The following is a 16,608-nucleotide window of genomic DNA, read 5'->3' on the forward strand; positions in this document are numbered from 1 at the left end:
GCAGGGGGAGGAGCAGCGCTCCCACGACGACACGAGGGGAGCCGCAGCGGCCACCCTCAGGCCAGCGCGCGCGGCGCCCCGCTGAGGATCGAGCGGCGCTTCTCGGCCTCGCCCCGCTCGATGGCCTCCGCGGCCGCGACGACCGCCTCCGCCTCCGCCGCCTTCACCACCACGACCCCGTCCGCGTCGCCGACGACCAGGTCGCCCGGAGAGACGACCACGCCCGAGATCGCGACCGGCTCGTCGAGGCGGCCCGGCCCGTGCTTGTACGGCCCCGCCGGGCTGACCGCCCGCGCGAACACCGGCATCCCGACGTCGCCCAGCGTGCCGGCGTCGCGCACGGCTCCGTCGATGACGAAGCCCGCGATGCCGAGCGTGTCGGCGCGCAGCCCGATCAGGTCGCCGATCAGCGCCCGGGTGACGTCGCCGCCGCCGTTCACGACGATCACGTCGCCGGGCTGCGCGGCGTCGAGCGCCCGGTGGATCAGGAGGTTGTCGCCCGGGCGGGTCCAGACGGTGAACGCGCGGCCCGCGAGGCGCGCGCCCGCCCAGACGGGGTGCAGGCCCGAGGCGATGCCGAACCGCTCCTGCGCGTCGCCGATGTTGGCGGTCGGCAGCAGTCGCGCCCGGTCGATCAGCTCATCGGTGATGAGGGGGATCCGTGACATGAGGGGTGTCCTTCCGGTGGGCGGAGCTATTCGGCGATGAGTTCTTCGATGACGGGCTTCGCGGTCTTCTCGCGCTCCTCCCAGAGGGCGGCGACCTCGGCCGCGTCCTCCCAGGTGGGCACCGTGCCGGCGGCCTCGAGCTTCTCGGCGACCTCGGGGTCCTGCGTGGCCGCCTCGAGAGCGCCCTCGAGAGCGGCGATCGTCTCCTCGGGGGTGCCGGCCGGGGCCGAGATGGCGAAGTTGTTCGTCATCGGCTCGAGCTCGAACCCGGCGTCGGCGATGGTCGGCACGTCCGGCAGGAACGGGCTCTGCTGGTCGTTGACGACCGCGAGGATCGAGATCTCGCCCGACTTGTACTGCCCGATGAAGCTCGAGACGCCGCCGAGGGCGAAGTCGACCTCGCCCGAGACCAGGGCGGCGATCTTGTCGGCCCCGCTGTTGTAGTGGACGATGTTGAAGTCGAGCCCGAGCTCCTTCTCGATCGTGCGCAGGTTGACGTGGTCATCCCCCGCGCGGGAGTCGGTGCCGACCGTGATCTCGCCCGGCGCCGCCTCGACGGCGTCGAACAACTCCTCGAGCGAGGTGTACGGGCTCGAGGCGTTCACTCCGATGACCACGTCGTTCAGCGCGAACGATCCGATCGGAGCGAAGCTCTCGCGGTCGAAGCCGGCCTGCTTGCTGGGGTCGAGGTACCGCCCGAAGATCGACGGGATGTTGGTGAAGCCGATCGTGCCGCCGTCCTTCGCGGCCGAGGCGAGGTAGTTCAGGCCGATGACCTGGCTGCCGCCCTCCTTGTTCACGACCTTCACGTTCGCGTCGAGCTCCTCCGACAGCACCGGCGCCAGGATGCGGGCGAGGATGTCGTTGCCGGCGCCCGCCGCGGACGGGACGATCCACTCGATCGTCTGCCCGGGCTCGGGGAAGGCTGCAGCCGAGGTTTCGCCGGGAGCGGCGGCCGAGGAGGTGCAGCCGGCGAGCAGGGCGGAGCCGGCGGCGAGGGCGATCAGGGCCGCTGCGGTGCGGTGGGGCGTTCGGGTCATGAGACAGACTCCTTCGTCTGGTCGGAGGGGATCGTGCGGGAGGCGCGCCGCGCGAGGGCGGCGGAGAGGGCGGGCCGGACGGCTCCGAAGAGCACGGCCAGCGCGATGACGGTGACGAGCCCGATGCTCAGCGGACCGCTGACGAACACCGAGTAGTCGCCGCGCGAGAGGGCGAGCGAGCGCTGGAAGTTCTCCTCCAGCAGCGGGCCGAGGATGATCGCGAGCACCAGGGGCGTGAGCGGCACCGCGAAGAGGGAGAAGAGGTAGCCGATGACCCCGGCGCCGAGCATCACGAGGATGTCGAACGTCGATCCGTTGATGCTGTAGGTGCCGAGGAACATGAACGCGATGATCACGGCCATCAGGTAGTGGAACGGCACCTTCAGCACCGCGACCCAGACCCGGGCGAGCGGGACGTTGAGGATCAGCAGGATCACGTTGCCGACGATGAGGCTGGCGATGATCGCCCAGGCCACCTCGGGGTTGTCGCGGAACAGCAGCGGGCCCGGGATGAGCCCGTTGATCGTGAAGGCGCCGGCCATGATCGCGACGGTCGCGCTGGTCGGGATCCCGAGGGTGAACAGCGGGATCATCGACGAGACCGCGAGTGCGTTGTTCGCCGCCTCCGGTCCGGCGACGCCCTCGACGGCTCCGCGGCCGAACTCCTCGGGCCGCTTCGACACCTTCTTCTCGAGGGCGTAGGAGGCGAGCGACGTCGCGGCGCCCGGCGATCCGGGCAGCAGACCCATGGCGAAGCCGATGACGGAGCCGCGGAGGTACGGGAGGAAGGAGCGGCGCAGGTCGCTGCGCGTCGGCAGCAGGCGCCCGACCTTCATGGGCCGGCGCGATCCGGAGGAGCCGCCGCGGGCCTGGGCGAGGATCTCGCTCATCCCGAAGACGCCCATGACCACGGCCACCAGGCCCAGCCCGTCGAAGAGCTCGGGGAGGTCGAAGGTGTAGCGCTGCACGCCCTGGCCCTGGTCGATCCCGACGCTGGCGATCGCGAGGCCCAGCCCCACGCTCAGCAGCGCCTTGACCGGGTCCTTCCCGGCGAAGCTCGCGACGAGCGCCATGCCGAGCACCGACACGAGGAACAGCTCCGGAGCCCCGAACTCGAGCGCGAGCCTGCTGAAGGGAGCGACGAGGACGAACCCGACGACTCCGATCAGGCCGCCGACGAACGAGGCGATCGCGGCCGTGACCAGGGCGGGACCGCCCCGGCCCTGCTTCGCCATCTGGTACCCGTCGAGGGTGGTGGCGATCGAGGACGCCTCCCCGGGGATCCGCAGCAGCACGGCCGTGGTCGTGCCGCCGTACGCCGCCCCGTAGAGGATCGCCGCGAGCATGATGATCGCGGTCGTGGCGTCGAGCCCGAACGTGACCGGGATGAGCAGCGAGACCGCCGCGGCCGGGCCGAAGCCGGGCAGGACGCCCACGAGCATCCCGATGATGCAGCCGATCAGCGCGAAGAGCAGGTGATCGGGGGTGAGGACGGTGAGGAGGCCGCCCCAGAGCTCGCCGAATCCCATGGTCACAGCCCCAGCCAGGCGAGGGGGACGAGGGTCGAGTGCGGCAGGGCCGTGTTCAGCCAGACCTCGAAGACGAGGCGCGAGGCGCCCGTCGTCGCGATCGCGACGAGGGCCGCGATCCAGAGCTTGCGGCCGCCGACGAGCACGAGCACGGCGGTCAGCAGGGCGACCATCGTGACGGAGTAGCCGAGCACCGGCAGCAGGAGCGCTGCGACCGCGACGGAGCCGACGACGACTCCCACCCGCGTCCATCCCCTCCGGTCGGGGAAGTGCGCGTCGTCGAGCTCGTCGTCCTCGCCCTGGAGGAACACCCCGAGCGTCGAGTCCGACACCTCCGCGATCGGGAGAGCGGCGTGGGCCCGGTGCGCGCGGAGCAGCCGCAGCGACCAGAGCAGGCCGGCGACTCCGACGAAGAGGCCCGCGACGAGGGGCATCATGCCCGCGCCGACGCCGGTCGGGGCGGTGAGGCCGTAGCCGGCACCGGAGACGACCAGGGCGGCACCGCCGAGCGCGGAGGCTCCGGCGAGCGCCCACTCGGTGACGGTGCGGGGGTCGAGCGACCGGGATCCGCCGGACGCGGTGCTTCTGGGTTCGATCGTGGACATCGTCGTCCTCCGCCTCTCTGCGGGTTCCTCGAGTCGCGGATGCAGGGCTGCAGCGCCCGACTTGCGACATTGCACAGAATTGCATGCAGCTGTCAGACTGTCAAGGCGGGACCGGTAGGGTCCTCATCGACTCGAAGGGGAGTGCGCGTGAGCTTCAAATCGGTCGTCGCGAGCAACACGCGGCAGATCAGTCCGTCCGAGCGGCGGGTCATGAACGTCCTGCTCTCGGCGACGAACGCGTCCGAGATCACGGCGGCCGAGATCGCCAGCCGATCGCAGACGCACGAGTCGACGGTGGTCCGCCTCGCCCAGAAGCTGGGCTACCGCGGCTACCCGGATCTGCGGGCCGACCTGCAGCGCGACGAGGGCTCGCACGTCGAGTCCGTGCCGGTCATGCGGGCGTCGACCGGGCACGACCTGCTCGCGTTCGCGACCGACGAGGCCGCCTCGCTCGAGCGCCTGGCGCGCTACATCCCGCAGGAGTCGCTCGACTCCGCCGCCGGGGCGATCCACGCCGCGCGGACCGTCTACCTCTACTCCAGCGCCGACGAGCGGGCGGCGCTCGATCTGCTCGCCGGCCGCCTGCGCCGGCTCGGTCTCGTCGTGGTCACCCTCGGCTACGGCGGCAAGGACCTCGCCGAGCACTTCGTGAGCTTCGACGCCACCAGCGTCCTCGTCGCCCTCGCCCTGCGCGAGGCCCCGACCTCGCTGCCGACCCTGGTCAGCGAGGCGCAGCGCCGAGGAGGCGCGGCGATCCTGGTCACGGACACGCCCGGCTACCACTTCCGCCCCGCTCCCGACCACCTGCTCGCGTCGCCGCGCGGATTCGACTCGGAGTACAACACGCTCGTCGTGCCGATCGTCATCGCCTACGCGCTGCAGCTGGCCGTCTTCCACCTCGATCCGATCCGCTACGGAGCCGTCCGCAGCGACATCGACGACCTCACGCGCCTGGTGGGCGGAGCCGACGAGATCCCGCTGCGCCCGTGACCGGCCGGCGGTGAGCGAGGGCTGGCGGCCGGCCCTCCGGGTGCAGGCCGCTCTCGTGCAGTCGGGCTGGGTCGGCATCCGGCTGATGATCGGCTACCGGGCCGTCGAGCTCGGCGCGGACGCACTCGTGCTCGGTCTCGTCGCCGCGTCGACGGCCGTCCCCGCGCTGATCGGCGCGCTGCCCACCGGCCGGCTCTCGGACCGGGTCGGCGGCGCGCGGGTCTCGCTCCTCGGGATCGCCGTCTTCGTCCTCGGCCTGGGCCTCCTGGCGCTGCCGGCCGGCGTGCCGGGTCTGCTGATGGCCGCCGCGGTCGTCGGACTCGGCAACCTCTTCGTGATGATCGGCCAGCAGACGTTCGTGGCCCACCGCGCGCGCGGAGGCTCGAGCGACAGCGGCTTCGCCACCCTCACCACCGCCGCCTCGGTCGGGCAGCTGCTCGGCCCTCCGATCGTGACGCTCGTCGCGGCCCTCGATGCCGGCGCCGGCGCTGCTCCGAACGCGCTGCTCGGCGCCGCGGCCTGCGGCGTCCTGGTGCTCGCGGGCCTGGTCGGAAGCCGGCGGCTCCAGCGCGTCGACAGGAGCACGCCCCCTGCGGCGGAGTCGTCGGCCGGCCCGCTCCTGATGCGCGACGTCGCGCGCACCCCCGGGCTCCTCCGCTCGCTCTCGGTCAGCGCGGCCGTGCTCGTGACGGTCGACCTGCTCTACACCTACATGCCGCTGTGGGCCACCGAGCAGGGCGTCCCGGCGGTCGCCGTCGGACTGCTGCTCGCCGTCCGAGCGGTCGTCTCGGTGCTCAGCCGGATCGGACTCGGTCGACTCGTCTCGGCCCTGGGCCGCAAGACGCTGCTGATCGTGTCGATCACGAGCGGAGTCGCGGCGCTGATCGCGCTGCCCCTGGTCGACGCGGGCGGTGCGGTCGTGGTGATGATCGGTCTGGGTCTCGCGCTCGGGGTCCCCCAGCCGCTGACGATGGCGTGGGTGGTGCGTCTCACTCCGGAGTCGGTGCACGGCGCCGCGCTGGGCCTGCGGATGACCGCGAACCGCCTCGCGCAGATCGCCCTGCCCGTCGCCATCGGCACGACGGCGGGCTCGCTGGGATCGGCCGGCGTGTTCTGGGCGAACGCCGCGGTGCTGGTCGCGGCGGTCGCCGTCACCGCGGGCGCCGACCTCCCGCGGGACCCTCCGCGCGACTGACCGGTCGCTCCGTGGCGCCGTGTTACACGACGGATGGCGGGTGGCTGAGCGAACTCCTAGGTTGGCCGGAGCCGTCCCGCCCCGTCGTTCAGGAGCCCGCATGTTCTCGTCCCCGTCCCGCTCGCGCCTCGCCGTGGCCGTCGGCGCCGTCCTCGTGGCCGGTCTGCTCGCGGGCTGCACCGCCCAGGCCGCGACCGAGCCCGGCACCGCCTCCGGCACCCCCGTCGAGGGAGGCTCGCTCGTCTTCGCCGACATCGAGCTGCAGACCGACTTCCAGGTGCAGAAGGGCTTCAACTACACGCAGTCGAACGTGTTCCGGAACATCGCCGACCGCCTGACCGCCTTCGACCCGGAGTCGGGCGAGGTCGTGCCGTGGATCGCCTCCGACTGGAGCATCAACGGCGACAACACCGAGTTCACCTTCACGATCCGCCCCGGGGTCACCTTCTCGGACGGCACCCCTCTGGACGCCGCCGCCGTCAAGGCGAACCTCGACCAGCTGGGACTGGGCGACGAGGCGAAGAAGATCGTCAAGAACCGCGACTTCATCGGCTACGCGAGCTCCGAGGTGACCGGTGAGGACACCGTCGTGGTGCGCCTCTCGGAGCCCAACGCCGACTTCCTCAAGGCGACCGCCGCCTCGACCGCGAGCCTCGTCTCGACCTCGACGCTGGCGCTCGACTACGCCGGCCAGGCCGACATCTCGAAGATCGTCGCCTCCGGCCCGTTCGTCTTCGAGTCGCAGGTGCCCGACCAGGAGATCCGCTTCGCCAAGCGCGACGACTACGCCTGGCCGTCGTCGATCTCGACCAACCAGGGCGCCGCGCACCTCGACGAGGTCGTGTTCCGCGCGATCCCCGAAGTGGGTCTGCGGGTCGGAGCCGTCTCCTCCGGTCAGGCCGACATCGCCCGCGGCATCCAGCCGACCGACGAGGCCGCGGCCACCGCCTCCGGCATCGAGCTCGCCGTCGCGCAGGCGCCGGAGCTGACCGCGAACTGGGCCGCGTTCCGCGGGAACGCGCCCGTCGTCTCGGACCAGGACGTGCGCCGCGCGCTGCAGATCGGCTTCGACCGCGAGGCACTCAAGGCGACCGTGCTCAGCGACAGCTACCCACTGTCGGGATCGGTGCTCAACCGCTCCGCCCCCGGTTTCGTCGACCTCGGCGACGACCTCGCCTACGACGCCGACGAGGCCGAGCGCCTGCTCGACGAGGCAGGCTGGACGGTCGGCTCGGACGGCATCCGCGAGAAGGACGGGCAGCGCCTCGCCCTCTCGGTGGCCGCCAGCCCCCGCAGCGTCGTGATCAAGCCCGCCTTCGAGTTCATCGAGTCGGAGTGGCGCAAGCTCGGCGTCGAGCTCACCAACAACGCGGGCGACAGCGCGATCCTCGCGACCGCCCTGGGCGACCCGTCCTACCCCGCCATCGGCTCGCGCCAGTTCTACCTCGGCGGCCTCGGCCCGCTGTTCAGCGCCGCCGGCAACACCAACACCTACGTCTCGGACGACGAGCTGAACGCCCTGTTCGCCACCGAGCGGGCCTCGACCGACCCGGCAGCCCGCGACGCGGTGCTCGCCGACATCCAGGAGCGCCTCGTGCTCGGCACAAACCTGCTCGTCCCGCTGTGGGACGAGGTGCAGGTGCACGCCGTCGGCCCGGGAGTGAGCGTGACCTTCGACGGCGGCACCGCGCCGCTGCTCCAGGAAGCCTGGATCCAGGAGTAGTCGTCGTGCTCCGGTATCTCGCGGGCAGGGCGGGCCAGGCGGTGCTCGTGCTCTGGCTGACCTACACGATCGTGTTCGTCGTCGTGCAGCTGCTGCCGTCCGACCCCGTCACGATCTTCCTGGCGAGCGACGCCGGAGCCGACCCCGCCCTGATCGCGCAGGTCAGCGCGCTCTACGGCTACGACCAGCCCTGGTACCAGCAGTACCTGCTGCAGCTCGCGAACCTGGTGCGCGGCGACTTCGGTTTCTCGCTCTCCTCCGGGCAGCCCGTGCTCACCCGCATCGGCGACGTCGTCGGGAGCACGGTGGCGCTGGCGTCGACGGGACTGCTCCTGAGCATCGTGATCGCGGTGGCCGTCAGCGCCGCGGCGTTCCTGATCGATTCGCCGCGCCTGAAGGCCGTGGTCGTCGCGGTGCCGTCGCTCTTCAGCTCGGTCCCCGTGTTCTGGCTGGGCATCATCGTGCTGCAGGTCTTCTCGTTCCAGCTCCGGATCCTGTCGCTGTTCCCCGACGGATCGCTGCTCTCGCTGCTCATCCCGGCACTGGTCCTGGCGATCCCGGTGTCGGCTCCGATCGCGCAGGTGCTGCTGAGCGGAGTGGAGCAGGCGTCGGAGCAGGCGTTCGTGAAGACCGCGCGGGCGAAGGGCGCCCGACCGCTGCGGGTGTTCCTCCGGCACGTGCTCCGCTCGTCGCTCGGTGCGACCACCGCCGTCATCGGCACGACCCTCGGGATCCTGCTCGCCGGCTCCGTCATCACCGAGACCGTCTTCGCCCGCCCGGGCCTGGGCTCGGTGCTGCTGAAGGCCGTGATCGCGCAGGACGTGCCGCTGGTGCAGGGCCTGGTCCTGCTGACGACGCTCGTCGTCGTCGTCACCACGCTCGTGCTCGACCTGATCGCGCCCGCGCTCGACCCCCGCGTGCTGCGCAGCCGCGGGCAGAAGGGACTGGTGCGCCTTGGCGCTTGAGCTGACCCGCACGGCCGACGACCGCAGGGCCGGCCTGCTCCGGAGCCTGCCCGCGCCGGGCCCGGCCACGATCCTCTCGGCGGCCCTGATCGTCGTCGTCCTGCTCTGGCTCGTCGCTCCCGGCTGGTTCACGTCGGCCGACCCGCTGACCGGCGACTCCGCCCAGGTCTTCCAGCCGCCCAGCGCCGCGCATCCGTTCGGCACCGACCACCTCGGCCGCGACGTGCTCGCCCGGGTGATCCACGGCACCACCCAGACGGCGCTCACCGCGGGGCTCGCCGTGGTCGTCGGTCTCGTCCTCGGCACGTTCGTCGGCATCGCGTCCTCGACGCTCGGTCCGTGGGCGGAGGCGATCGGGATGCGCGTCATCGACGCGCTCATCGCCCTGCCGGCGTTCATGATCGCGCTGTTCGTCGTCTCGGCCTACGGCGCCGGACCGGTGTCGCTGGGCATCGGGGTCGGCATCGGCTCGGTCGTGCTGTTCGCCCGGGTGACGCGCGCCGAGATCCTGCGGGTGCGCTCCCTCGACTACCTCGAGGCGAGCCTCCTCGCCGGCGCCGGCTACCTGCGCCAGCTCGTCGGGCACGTGCTGCCCGCGATCACCGGGGCACTCGTGGCCCTCGCCGTCGTCGACTTCGGAGCGGCGGTGCTGGCCGTCTCGGCCCTGGGCTTCCTCGGCTTCGGCACTCCCCCGCCCACGCCCGAGTGGGGGCTCATCATCGCCGAGGGGCGCAACTACCTCGCCAACGCCTGGTGGATGACCGCCCTGCCGGGAACCTTCGTCCTCGTCGTCGTCGTCGCCCTCGGCGTGCTCAGCCGCTACCTCGGAAAGGCGACCCGTGCCTGACGCCCCCGCCCTCGAGCTCCAGGGCCTCTCCCTCGACTACCGCCTCGGCCGGCGCTCGGCGCGCGCCCTCGACGACGTCTCGTTCACGGTCGGCCGGGGCGAGATCGTCGCCCTCGTCGGCGAGTCCGGATCGGGCAAGTCGACCATCGCGAACGCCGCGACCGGCCTGCTCCCCTCGGGCGCGCGCGTCGCCTCGGGTCGGCTGCTCGTCGACGGCGCCGACGTCACCCGGGCCCCGGAGTCGCGGTGGAGCCGGATCCGCGGCCGCCGCGTCGGCCTCGTCCCGCAGGACCCGGGCGCCAGCCTCACTCCGGTGCTCACCATCGGGGCGCAGGTGGCCGAGATCTTCGCGATCCGCGGCGAGCGCCTCTCGCGCGCCGAGCGGCGTGCGCGGTCGATCGAGCTGCTCGAGATCGCCGAGGTGTCGCGCGCGGCCGACCGGCTCACCCAGTACCCGCACGAGCTCTCGGGCGGGTTGAAGCAGCGGATCCTGATCGCCATCGCCTTCGGGCTGGACCCCGCCCTGCTCGTCGCCGACGAGCCGACGTCGGCACTGGACGTGACGGTGCAGAAGCAGATCCTGCGCGTGCTCGACCGTCTGGCCGCCGAGCACGGCACCAGCGTGCTCTTCGTCACCCACGACCTCGCGCTCGCGACCGACCACGCCTCGCGCGCTCTCGTGCTGCAGCGCGGCAGGCTGGTCGAGGACGCTCCGGTGGAGCGGATCGTGCGGGCGCCCGCCACCGACTACACCCGCGACCTCATCGCCCACGCGCGGGCGACGCAGATCGCGCCACCGCCCACGCCCTCCTCCTCCGTCCCGTCGACGGTGCTCGAGGTGAGCGGGCTCTCGAAGTCGTTCCCGGGGCGGCGCGGAGGAGCCTCCGTCGCCGCCGTCGACGACGTCTCGTTCGCACTGCCCGCGGGGCGCACGCTGGCGCTCGTCGGCGAATCCGGCTCGGGGAAGTCGACGACGGCGCGCATGATCCTGCGCCTGCTCGACCCGAGCGCCGGCTCGATCGCGCTCGACGGCCGCGACGTCACTGCGGTCGCAGGCCGCGACCGGCTCGCTCTCTGGCGCACGGTTCAGCTCGTCTACCAGAACCCCGACTCCGCCCTCGATCCGCGCTGGAGCGTCGGGCGCATCGTCTCGGAGCCGCTGCTCGGCTCCGCGTCGCCGCGCGAGCGCCGGGCCCGCGTCGAGGAGCTGCTCGACGCCGTCTCGCTGCCCGACGGAGTGATCGACAAGCGACCGGGCGAGCTCTCGGGCGGTCAGCGCCAGCGCGTCGCCATCGCGCGGGCCCTCGCTCCGCACAGCTCGCTCGTGGTGCTCGACGAGGCGCTCAGCGCGCTCGACGTGATCACGCAGGAGCGGGTGCTGCAGCTGCTCGAGCGCCTGCAGCGCGAGCAGGGGGTCTCGTACCTCTTCATCTCGCACGACCTGTCGACCGTGCGCCGCCTGGCGCACGACGTCGTGGTGCTGCGGGCCGGCCGGGTCGTCGAGCAGGGTCCGTCGCACGAGATCTTCGCCGCGCCCCGCACCGACTACGTGCGCGAGCTGCTCGACGCCGTGCCCGGCCGGCGCCTGCTCGCCGACCCCGCGACCACCCCGACCGCCGAGGACCCCCGATGACCGACGCCCCGAAGCCGCTGCGCTTCTCCGCCTTCGTGATGAACACCGCCTCCCACATCCAGCACGGCCTGTGGCGGCACCCGGAGGCGCGCCAGCACGAGTTCACGTCGCTCCGGCTCTGGACCGACCTCGCCCGCACCCTCGAGCGCGGCCGGTTCGACGCGATCTTCTTCGCCGATGTCCTCGGCCTCTACGGTCCCGCTCGTGGCGACTACACGGTGAACGCGCGCGAGGGGCTGCAGTTCCCGAGCAACGACCCGTCGGTGCTGCTGGGGGCGCTGGCGGCGGTCACGGAGCACCTCGGACTCGTGTTCACCTCCTCCGTGCTGCAGGCGCACCCGTTCGAGTTCGCCCGGCGCGTGTCGACGCTCGACCACCTCTCGGGCGGCCGAGTCGGCTGGAACGTGGTGACCAGCGCCCAGGAGAGCGCCGCGCGCAACTTCGGCGCCGACGGACTCGAGGAGCACGACGAGCGCTACCGCTGGGCCGAGGAGTACCTCGAGGTCGTCTACAAGCTCTGGGAGGGGTCGTGGGACGACGACGCGCTCCGGCGCGACAAGGCGCTCGGCCACCCGGACGACGCGGTGTTCGCCGACGCGAGCGGGATCCACCGCATCGACCACGTCGGGCAGCGCTACCGCGTGGCCGGTCCGCACCAGAGCCCGCCGTCGCCGCAGCGCACCCCGGTGATCTTCCAGGCCGGCTCCTCCCCCGCGGGGAGCGCCTTCGCCGCCCGCCACGCGGAGGGCCAGTTCGTGCTCACCTCCGGAATCGACAAGACCCGGGCGCTGATCGAGCAGACCCGCGCAAAGGTCGCGGCGACGGGCCGCGCTCCCGAGGACCTCGCCTTCTTCCTCGGCCTCGCCTTCGTCACCGGCGACACCGAGGAGGCGGCGCAGCGGAAGGCGGCCGAGCTCGACGAGTACCTCTCGAGCGACGGCTTCCTGCTGCACAGCAACCTCGCCTTCGACCCGGCGACCGGCGAAGCGCTCGACCCCGACACTCCGCTCTCGGAGCTCTCCACCGGCACCAACGTGAGCCACCTGCAGTGGATGCGCGAGCTCTCGCCCGACCCCGACCCGAAGGTGCGCGACCTCGCCACCCTCGCGGCGAAGCTGCGCGGACGGATCGTCGGCACGCCCGAGCAGATCGCCGACCGCCTCGCCGAGTGGCGCGACGCGGGCATCGACGGGATCAACGTCATCAACTGGACGCTGCCCGGCAGCTTCGAGGAGTTCGTCGACCACGTGACCCCGGTCCTGCAGGAGCGCGGGCTCGCTCAGCGCGAGTACGCGCCCGGAACCCTTCGCCAGAAGCTGTTCGGCCGCGATCAGCTGCCGGAGGAGCATCCCGCCCGGTCCTACCGCGGCACGTTCGGGGAGGTCGCGCGATGAGCCTCTCGGCCACGGACTTCGAGCGGTTCCGCTCCGTCATCGAGGAGGTCGGGCGGGACTCTCTCGTCCGCGAGCGGGAGCGGCGCCTGCTGCACCCCGAGATCGCGGCGCTGGTCGCGTCCGGGTTCACCGCGATGCGCGTGCCCGTCGAGTGGGGCGGGGCCGGAGCGACGCTGCCCGAGCTCTTCGAGCTGCTGGTCGCGCTCGGCGCGGCCGACCCCAACCTCCCGCAGGCGCTGCGCGGCCACTTCGGGCTCGTCGAGCGCTTCCTCGTCGGCGGCACCGCGCGCGACGAGGCGTGGCTCCGGCGCGCAGCGGAGGGAGCGCTGTTCGCCAACTCGCAGGCCGAGAAGGGCTCCGCGACGACGACGGAGGCGCGGCTCGTCCCGGTCGAGGGCGGCTGGCGACTCACGGGCCGCAAGTTCTACACGACGGGCACGCTCTACGCCGACTACACGTGGACCGGCGCCCTCGACCCGACCGGCGAGCGCTACGGCGCCGTCGTGCCGACCCGGGCCCCGGGAGTCGAGGTGATCGACGACTGGACCGGCTTCGGCCAGCGCCTCACCGCGAGCGGCACGACCGTGTTCACCGACGTGCCGCTCGACGACGAGCACGTCTACCGCGTGCTGCAGGAGCCCGACTGGTACACGCTCGACTTCCGGCTCCTGCTGCACCTGCTGCTCCAGGCGACCCTGGCGGGCATCGGCCGGGCGGCCCTCGACGACACACTGCGCTTCGTCCGGGCGCGGTCGCGCTCGTTCGGAGTCGCCGGCGAGAGCCTCCCGCGCGAGGACCCGCGGGTGCAGTCGGTCGTCGGCGAGCTGGCCAGCCGCGTCGCCGCGGTGGAGGCGCTCGTGCACGACGTCGCCCGCGAGTACGCCGCCGTCCGCGACCGCGAGCACGCCGACGAGGCCGAGCGCACCCGCGACTACGTCCGCGTGCAGATCCGCCAGTTCGAGGCGCAGCAGATCGCCGTGGCCGACATCGTCGCAGTGACCTCCCGCCTGTTCGAGGTGGGCGGCGCCTCCGCGGTGCTGACGGAGTCGGGCCTCGACCGGCACTGGCGCAACGCCCGCACCATCGCCTCGCACAATCCGGCGGTGTTCCGTCAGGCGGCGATCGGTGCCTACCTGCTCAACGGCACCGAGCCCGAGACCGACTTCCGCAGCACCGTCACCGCGCAGGAGCAGCCCGCATGACCCGCCCGCCCCGCCCGCTGCTGTTCAACGCCTTCGTCATGAACACGCCGTCGCACCTCCACCACGGGCAGTGGCGGCGACCGGAGGCGCGCCACGGGTCGTTCGAGGACCTCGCCTTCTGGGTCGAGACGGCCCGCACCCTCGAGCGCGGCGTGTTCGACGCGATCTTCTTCGCCGACGTGGTCGGCACCTACGGCGCGGTCGGCGCCTCGCTCGAGGTCAACGCCCGCGAGGGGCTGCAGCTGCCCACCAACGATCCCTCGATCCTCCTCGCCGCCCTGATCGGCTCGACCGAGCACCTCGGCCTCGCGATGACGAGCTCGATCCTGCAGGCGCACCCGTTCGAGTTCGCCCGGCGCATGTCGACCCTCGACCACCTCTCGAAGGGGCGGGTCGCCTGGAACATCGTCACCAGCTACCAGGAGAACGCCGCCCGCAACTTCGGCCTCGAGCGGCTGACCGAGCACGACGCCCGCTACGCGCAGGCCGAGGAGTACCTCGACGTCGTCTACAAGCTCTGGGAGGGGTCCTGGGACGACGACGCCTCGGTCCGCGACAAGGCCGGCGCCTTCTCGCGCCCGGAGGCGGTGCACCGCATCGACCACGTCGGCGAGCACTACCGGGTCGAGGGACCGCACCTGTCTGCGCCGTCGCCGCAGCGCACGCCGTTCCTGTTCCAGGCCGGATCCTCACCGGCCGGCCGCGCGTTCGCCGCACGGCACGCCGAGGCGCATTTCGTCGGCGGATCGACCCTCGAGCACACGCGGGAGCTGATCGCGTCGACCCGCGCACTCACGGAGGCGACCGGGCGCCGCGGCGACGACGTCCTGTTCTTCTCGCCCGTGTCGGTCGTCGTCGGCAGCACCGAGCGCGAGGCCCGGGAGCGCGAGGCCGAGCTCGACGCCCGGACCAGCGTCGACGCCCACCTGCTGCACGCGGGCCTGAGCGTGGACCAGGCGGACGGCACCCCGTTCCCGCCGGAGACGCGACTGCGCGACATCACGACGAACGGCAACCGCAGCACGCTCGAGTCGATGATCCGGCTGCTGCCCGAGCGCGACGCGACGGTCGCGGACCTCGCCCGCCTCGCGGTGCGGCGCCACCCCCGCGTGGTGGGCACGCCCGAGCAGATCGCGGACCGGCTCGAGGAGCTGCGCGGCGCGGGCGTGGACGGGATCAACCTGGCGCACTGGACGCTGCCGGACAGCTACGTCGAGTTCGTGGACGAGGTGATGCCGGTACTGCGCTCGCGAGGGCTGGCGCGGACGGAGTACTCCGGCCGTGGGCTGCGCGAGCGGCTGACGGGGTCGGCGCAGGTGAACCCGCGGCATCCGGCGGCGCGCTACCGCGGCGCGTTCCGCGACTGACGGCGGCGGTCGCGCTCCTCCCGACGTCGCGCGTGGCGCGCGTCCTCGACGCGGCGTCCGGAGGAGCGCCTCGCCGCGCCGGTCAGCTCGGCGAGGGGACGACCGGGTGCTCCGGCGGGTCCTGCTCGTCGCCGAGACGCGCGTCGGCGCCCTCGTCCAGGGCCTCGTCGAGGGCCTCCGGGTCGTCGATCTGCGCCGGGTCCTCCGGGGGCGCCGGGATCGAGTCGGGGTCGGGGCGGCTGGTGTCGGTGACGTCCTCGGGTGCGTCGAAGCCGAAGCTGCTCATGGTTCCTCCTCCGCGGCCCGCACCGGAGGCGGTGCCGCTGTCGGCAGCCTAGGTCGGGCGCGCGAGGCGGTCAGGGCCTTGACGGGCGGCCGTCGCCGCTCCGGCCGTCCTTCGAGCCGCGGCTCAGTGCACGTACTCCAGCAGGTCGACGCCGAGGGTGCGCATGCCCTCGAGGACCGCGAGGCGGTAGTGCAGGGAGGTGTCGTCGAACTGCGTCGTCACCGCGTAGGCGGCGGAGGCGCGCGGACCGCGCAGCACGCCCGTCTCGGCGCGCACGCCGACATCGGTGCCGGTGGTGTTGACGAGCAGCACGCCGTGGTCGGGGCGGCGGTGCGCGAGCGGATCGAGGCCGAACGCCGAGGAGACCATCGACAGGTCGGGGTTCAGCGAGAGCCAGCCGATGACGCGCGAGCTGACGGTCGAGTCGACGATCTCGCCGTTCGCGAGGGTGGCGAGGAGCCAGGTCAGCTCGCGGGCCGAGCCGATCGAGAGCTGCGGCGCGTCGTCGGGGCCGCGCTCGTCGCGCACGACGTCGAGGAGCGCGGTGCGCGAGAGGCCCAGGCCCTCGGCGCGCTCGCGCACGGCGTCGAGGCCGACCCGGCGGAGGAGCACGTTCGTCGCGAGGGTGTCGCTCGTCGCTCCGACCAGGGCCGCGAGATCGGCGATCGGCAGGGACGGGACCTGCAGGTGCTGCCAGACGCCGGAGCCGGCGACCGCGTCGGCGGCGGTGCGGTCGAGCAGGCGGAGGTTCTCCTGCGGATCGCTCGCCAGCCGGGCCGCGACCTCGACGAGCAGCAGGATCGTGCCGATGCCGGCCGTCGGCATCGAGACGGAGTCGTCGACGGCGAACAGGGTGCGCCCGGTCGCGAGGTCGACGGCGCAGGCCGAGACGACCACTCCGTCGAGCGCGAGCCGGCCGAGAGCGTCGAAGCCGCGCTGGAAGTTGTCGCGATCCTCGGAGCCCTTGTGCCGGCCGCGGCGGGCTCGTCGGGTGTCGCGGCGGGTGTCGTGGGGGATCACCACGGATCGGGCCCCTCTCCGGGGTCGGGTGAGCGGGTCGTGCGGAGGGGCGGACCACGGGTCCGTCGCCGCGCCGGGAGGGCGCGCGATGCACGGACGGACCCGGCGGCATCGGTCGGCTCTCGATGCCCGGGGTGTCGTCCG

General features: G+C 72.8%; 15 protein-coding genes. 9 read left to right on the forward strand and 6 right to left on the reverse strand.

Annotated elements, in window-relative coordinates; translation table 11 throughout:
* Nucleotides 1-56: 56 nt before the first annotated feature.
* The 4 genes from ASF46_RS17110 to ASF46_RS17125 are packed head-to-tail and all read right to left on the reverse strand — an operon-like array spanning nucleotide 57 to nucleotide 3,842.
* Nucleotides 57-668, reverse strand: coding sequence for a methyltransferase (locus ASF46_RS17110; protein WP_056868756.1), 612 nt, complete (start codon nucleotides 666-668; stop codon nucleotides 57-59).
* 26 nt (nucleotides 669-694) lie between these two features.
* Complete coding sequence (locus tag ASF46_RS17115) at nucleotides 695-1,708, reverse strand: Bug family tripartite tricarboxylate transporter substrate binding protein (RefSeq protein WP_056868757.1); 1,014 nt, start codon at nucleotides 1,706-1,708, stop codon at nucleotides 695-697.
* On the reverse strand, nucleotides 1,705-3,237 hold the full coding sequence (locus ASF46_RS17120) for a tripartite tricarboxylate transporter permease (protein WP_056868758.1): 1,533 nt from the start codon (nucleotides 3,235-3,237) through the stop codon (nucleotides 1,705-1,707). Before ASF46_RS17120 ends, ASF46_RS17115 begins: the two co-directional genes overlap by 4 nt.
* Before the next feature lie 2 nt (nucleotides 3,238-3,239).
* Complete coding sequence (locus ASF46_RS17125) at nucleotides 3,240-3,842, reverse strand: tripartite tricarboxylate transporter TctB family protein (protein ID WP_056868759.1); 603 nt, start codon at nucleotides 3,840-3,842, stop codon at nucleotides 3,240-3,242.
* Nucleotides 3,843-3,989: 147 nt separating this feature from the next.
* Here ASF46_RS17125 and ASF46_RS17130 point away from each other — a divergent pair, with 147 nt between their 5' ends.
* From ASF46_RS17130 to ASF46_RS17170, 9 genes are all read left to right on the forward strand, one after another.
* On the forward strand, nucleotides 3,990-4,832 hold the full coding sequence (locus tag ASF46_RS17130; RefSeq protein WP_162240197.1) for a MurR/RpiR family transcriptional regulator: 843 nt from the start codon (nucleotides 3,990-3,992) through the stop codon (nucleotides 4,830-4,832).
* 10 nt (nucleotides 4,833-4,842) lie between these two features.
* Nucleotides 4,843-6,027: an MFS transporter gene (locus tag ASF46_RS17135; protein WP_056868761.1), complete on the forward strand. Its 1,185-nt coding sequence runs from the start codon at nucleotides 4,843-4,845 to the stop codon at nucleotides 6,025-6,027.
* A gap of 100 nt (nucleotides 6,028-6,127) precedes the next feature.
* A complete protein-coding gene (locus ASF46_RS17140; RefSeq protein ID WP_082485641.1) occupies nucleotides 6,128-7,750 on the forward strand; it encodes an ABC transporter substrate-binding protein in 1,623 nt (540 codons plus the stop codon).
* A 5-nt stretch (nucleotides 7,751-7,755) separates the two neighbouring features.
* Entirely contained in the window at nucleotides 7,756-8,715 is a 960-nt protein-coding gene (locus ASF46_RS17145; RefSeq protein ID WP_056868762.1) for an ABC transporter permease, read from the forward strand.
* The gene (locus ASF46_RS17150; protein WP_157602728.1) at nucleotides 8,705-9,562 is read left to right on the forward strand and encodes an ABC transporter permease; all 858 of its coding nucleotides are present in this window, start codon (nucleotides 8,705-8,707) and stop codon (nucleotides 9,560-9,562) included. The genes ASF46_RS17145 and ASF46_RS17150 overlap by 11 nt, the downstream gene beginning before the upstream one ends.
* Complete coding sequence (locus ASF46_RS17155; protein WP_056868763.1) at nucleotides 9,555-11,195, forward strand: dipeptide ABC transporter ATP-binding protein; 1,641 nt, start codon at nucleotides 9,555-9,557, stop codon at nucleotides 11,193-11,195. The genes ASF46_RS17150 and ASF46_RS17155 overlap by 8 nt, the downstream gene beginning before the upstream one ends.
* Nucleotides 11,192-12,589 (forward strand): LLM class flavin-dependent oxidoreductase, encoded by a 1,398-nt coding sequence (locus ASF46_RS17160; RefSeq protein ID WP_056868764.1) that lies wholly within the window; start codon nucleotides 11,192-11,194, stop codon nucleotides 12,587-12,589. The genes ASF46_RS17155 and ASF46_RS17160 overlap by 4 nt, the downstream gene beginning before the upstream one ends.
* Nucleotides 12,586-13,791: a hypothetical protein gene (locus ASF46_RS17165; protein ID WP_056868765.1), complete on the forward strand. Its 1,206-nt coding sequence runs from the start codon at nucleotides 12,586-12,588 to the stop codon at nucleotides 13,789-13,791. The genes ASF46_RS17160 and ASF46_RS17165 overlap by 4 nt, the downstream gene beginning before the upstream one ends.
* Nucleotides 13,788-15,158 (forward strand): NtaA/DmoA family FMN-dependent monooxygenase, encoded by a 1,371-nt coding sequence (locus tag ASF46_RS17170; protein ID WP_056868766.1) that lies wholly within the window; start codon nucleotides 13,788-13,790, stop codon nucleotides 15,156-15,158. Before ASF46_RS17165 ends, ASF46_RS17170 begins: the two co-directional genes overlap by 4 nt.
* Nucleotides 15,159-15,240: 82 nt before the next feature.
* On the opposite strand, the gene ASF46_RS17175 is transcribed toward ASF46_RS17170, so the two are convergent.
* Together ASF46_RS17175 and ASF46_RS17180 are read right to left on the reverse strand one after the other, a co-directional pair.
* The gene (locus ASF46_RS17175) at nucleotides 15,241-15,444 is read right to left on the reverse strand and encodes a hypothetical protein (protein ID WP_056868767.1); all 204 of its coding nucleotides are present in this window, start codon (nucleotides 15,442-15,444) and stop codon (nucleotides 15,241-15,243) included.
* Nucleotides 15,445-15,567: 123 nt separating this feature from the next.
* The gene (locus ASF46_RS17180) at nucleotides 15,568-16,467 is read right to left on the reverse strand and encodes a serine hydrolase (RefSeq protein ID WP_055794082.1); all 900 of its coding nucleotides are present in this window, start codon (nucleotides 16,465-16,467) and stop codon (nucleotides 15,568-15,570) included.
* Nucleotides 16,468-16,608 lie beyond the last annotated feature (141 nt).

Origin of the sequence: Rathayibacter sp. Leaf296, from assembly GCF_001423045.1 — a bacterium.
Lineage (GTDB): Bacteria > Actinomycetota > Actinomycetes > Actinomycetales > Microbacteriaceae > Rathayibacter > Rathayibacter caricis.

Coding starts and splice junctions, on each gene's coding strand:
- ASF46_RS17110 (WP_056868756.1), bottom strand. CDS start 668: ATGTCACGGATCCCCCTCATCACCGATGAGCTGATCGACCGGGCGCGA.
- ASF46_RS17120 (WP_056868758.1), bottom strand. CDS start 3,237: ATGGGATTCGGCGAGCTCTGGGGCGGCCTCCTCACCGTCCTCACCCCC.
- ASF46_RS17160 (WP_056868764.1), top strand. CDS start 11,192: ATGACCGACGCCCCGAAGCCGCTGCGCTTCTCCGCCTTCGTGATGAAC.
- ASF46_RS17125 (WP_056868759.1), bottom strand. CDS start 3,842: ATGTCCACGATCGAACCCAGAAGCACCGCGTCCGGCGGATCCCGGTCG.
- ASF46_RS17170 (WP_056868766.1), top strand. CDS start 13,788: ATGACCCGCCCGCCCCGCCCGCTGCTGTTCAACGCCTTCGTCATGAAC.
- ASF46_RS17140 (WP_082485641.1), top strand. CDS start 6,128: ATGTTCTCGTCCCCGTCCCGCTCGCGCCTCGCCGTGGCCGTCGGCGCC.
- ASF46_RS17175 (WP_056868767.1), bottom strand. CDS start 15,444: ATGAGCAGCTTCGGCTTCGACGCACCCGAGGACGTCACCGACACCAGC.
- ASF46_RS17165 (WP_056868765.1), top strand. CDS start 12,586: ATGAGCCTCTCGGCCACGGACTTCGAGCGGTTCCGCTCCGTCATCGAG.
- ASF46_RS17115 (WP_056868757.1), bottom strand. CDS start 1,708: ATGACCCGAACGCCCCACCGCACCGCAGCGGCCCTGATCGCCCTCGCC.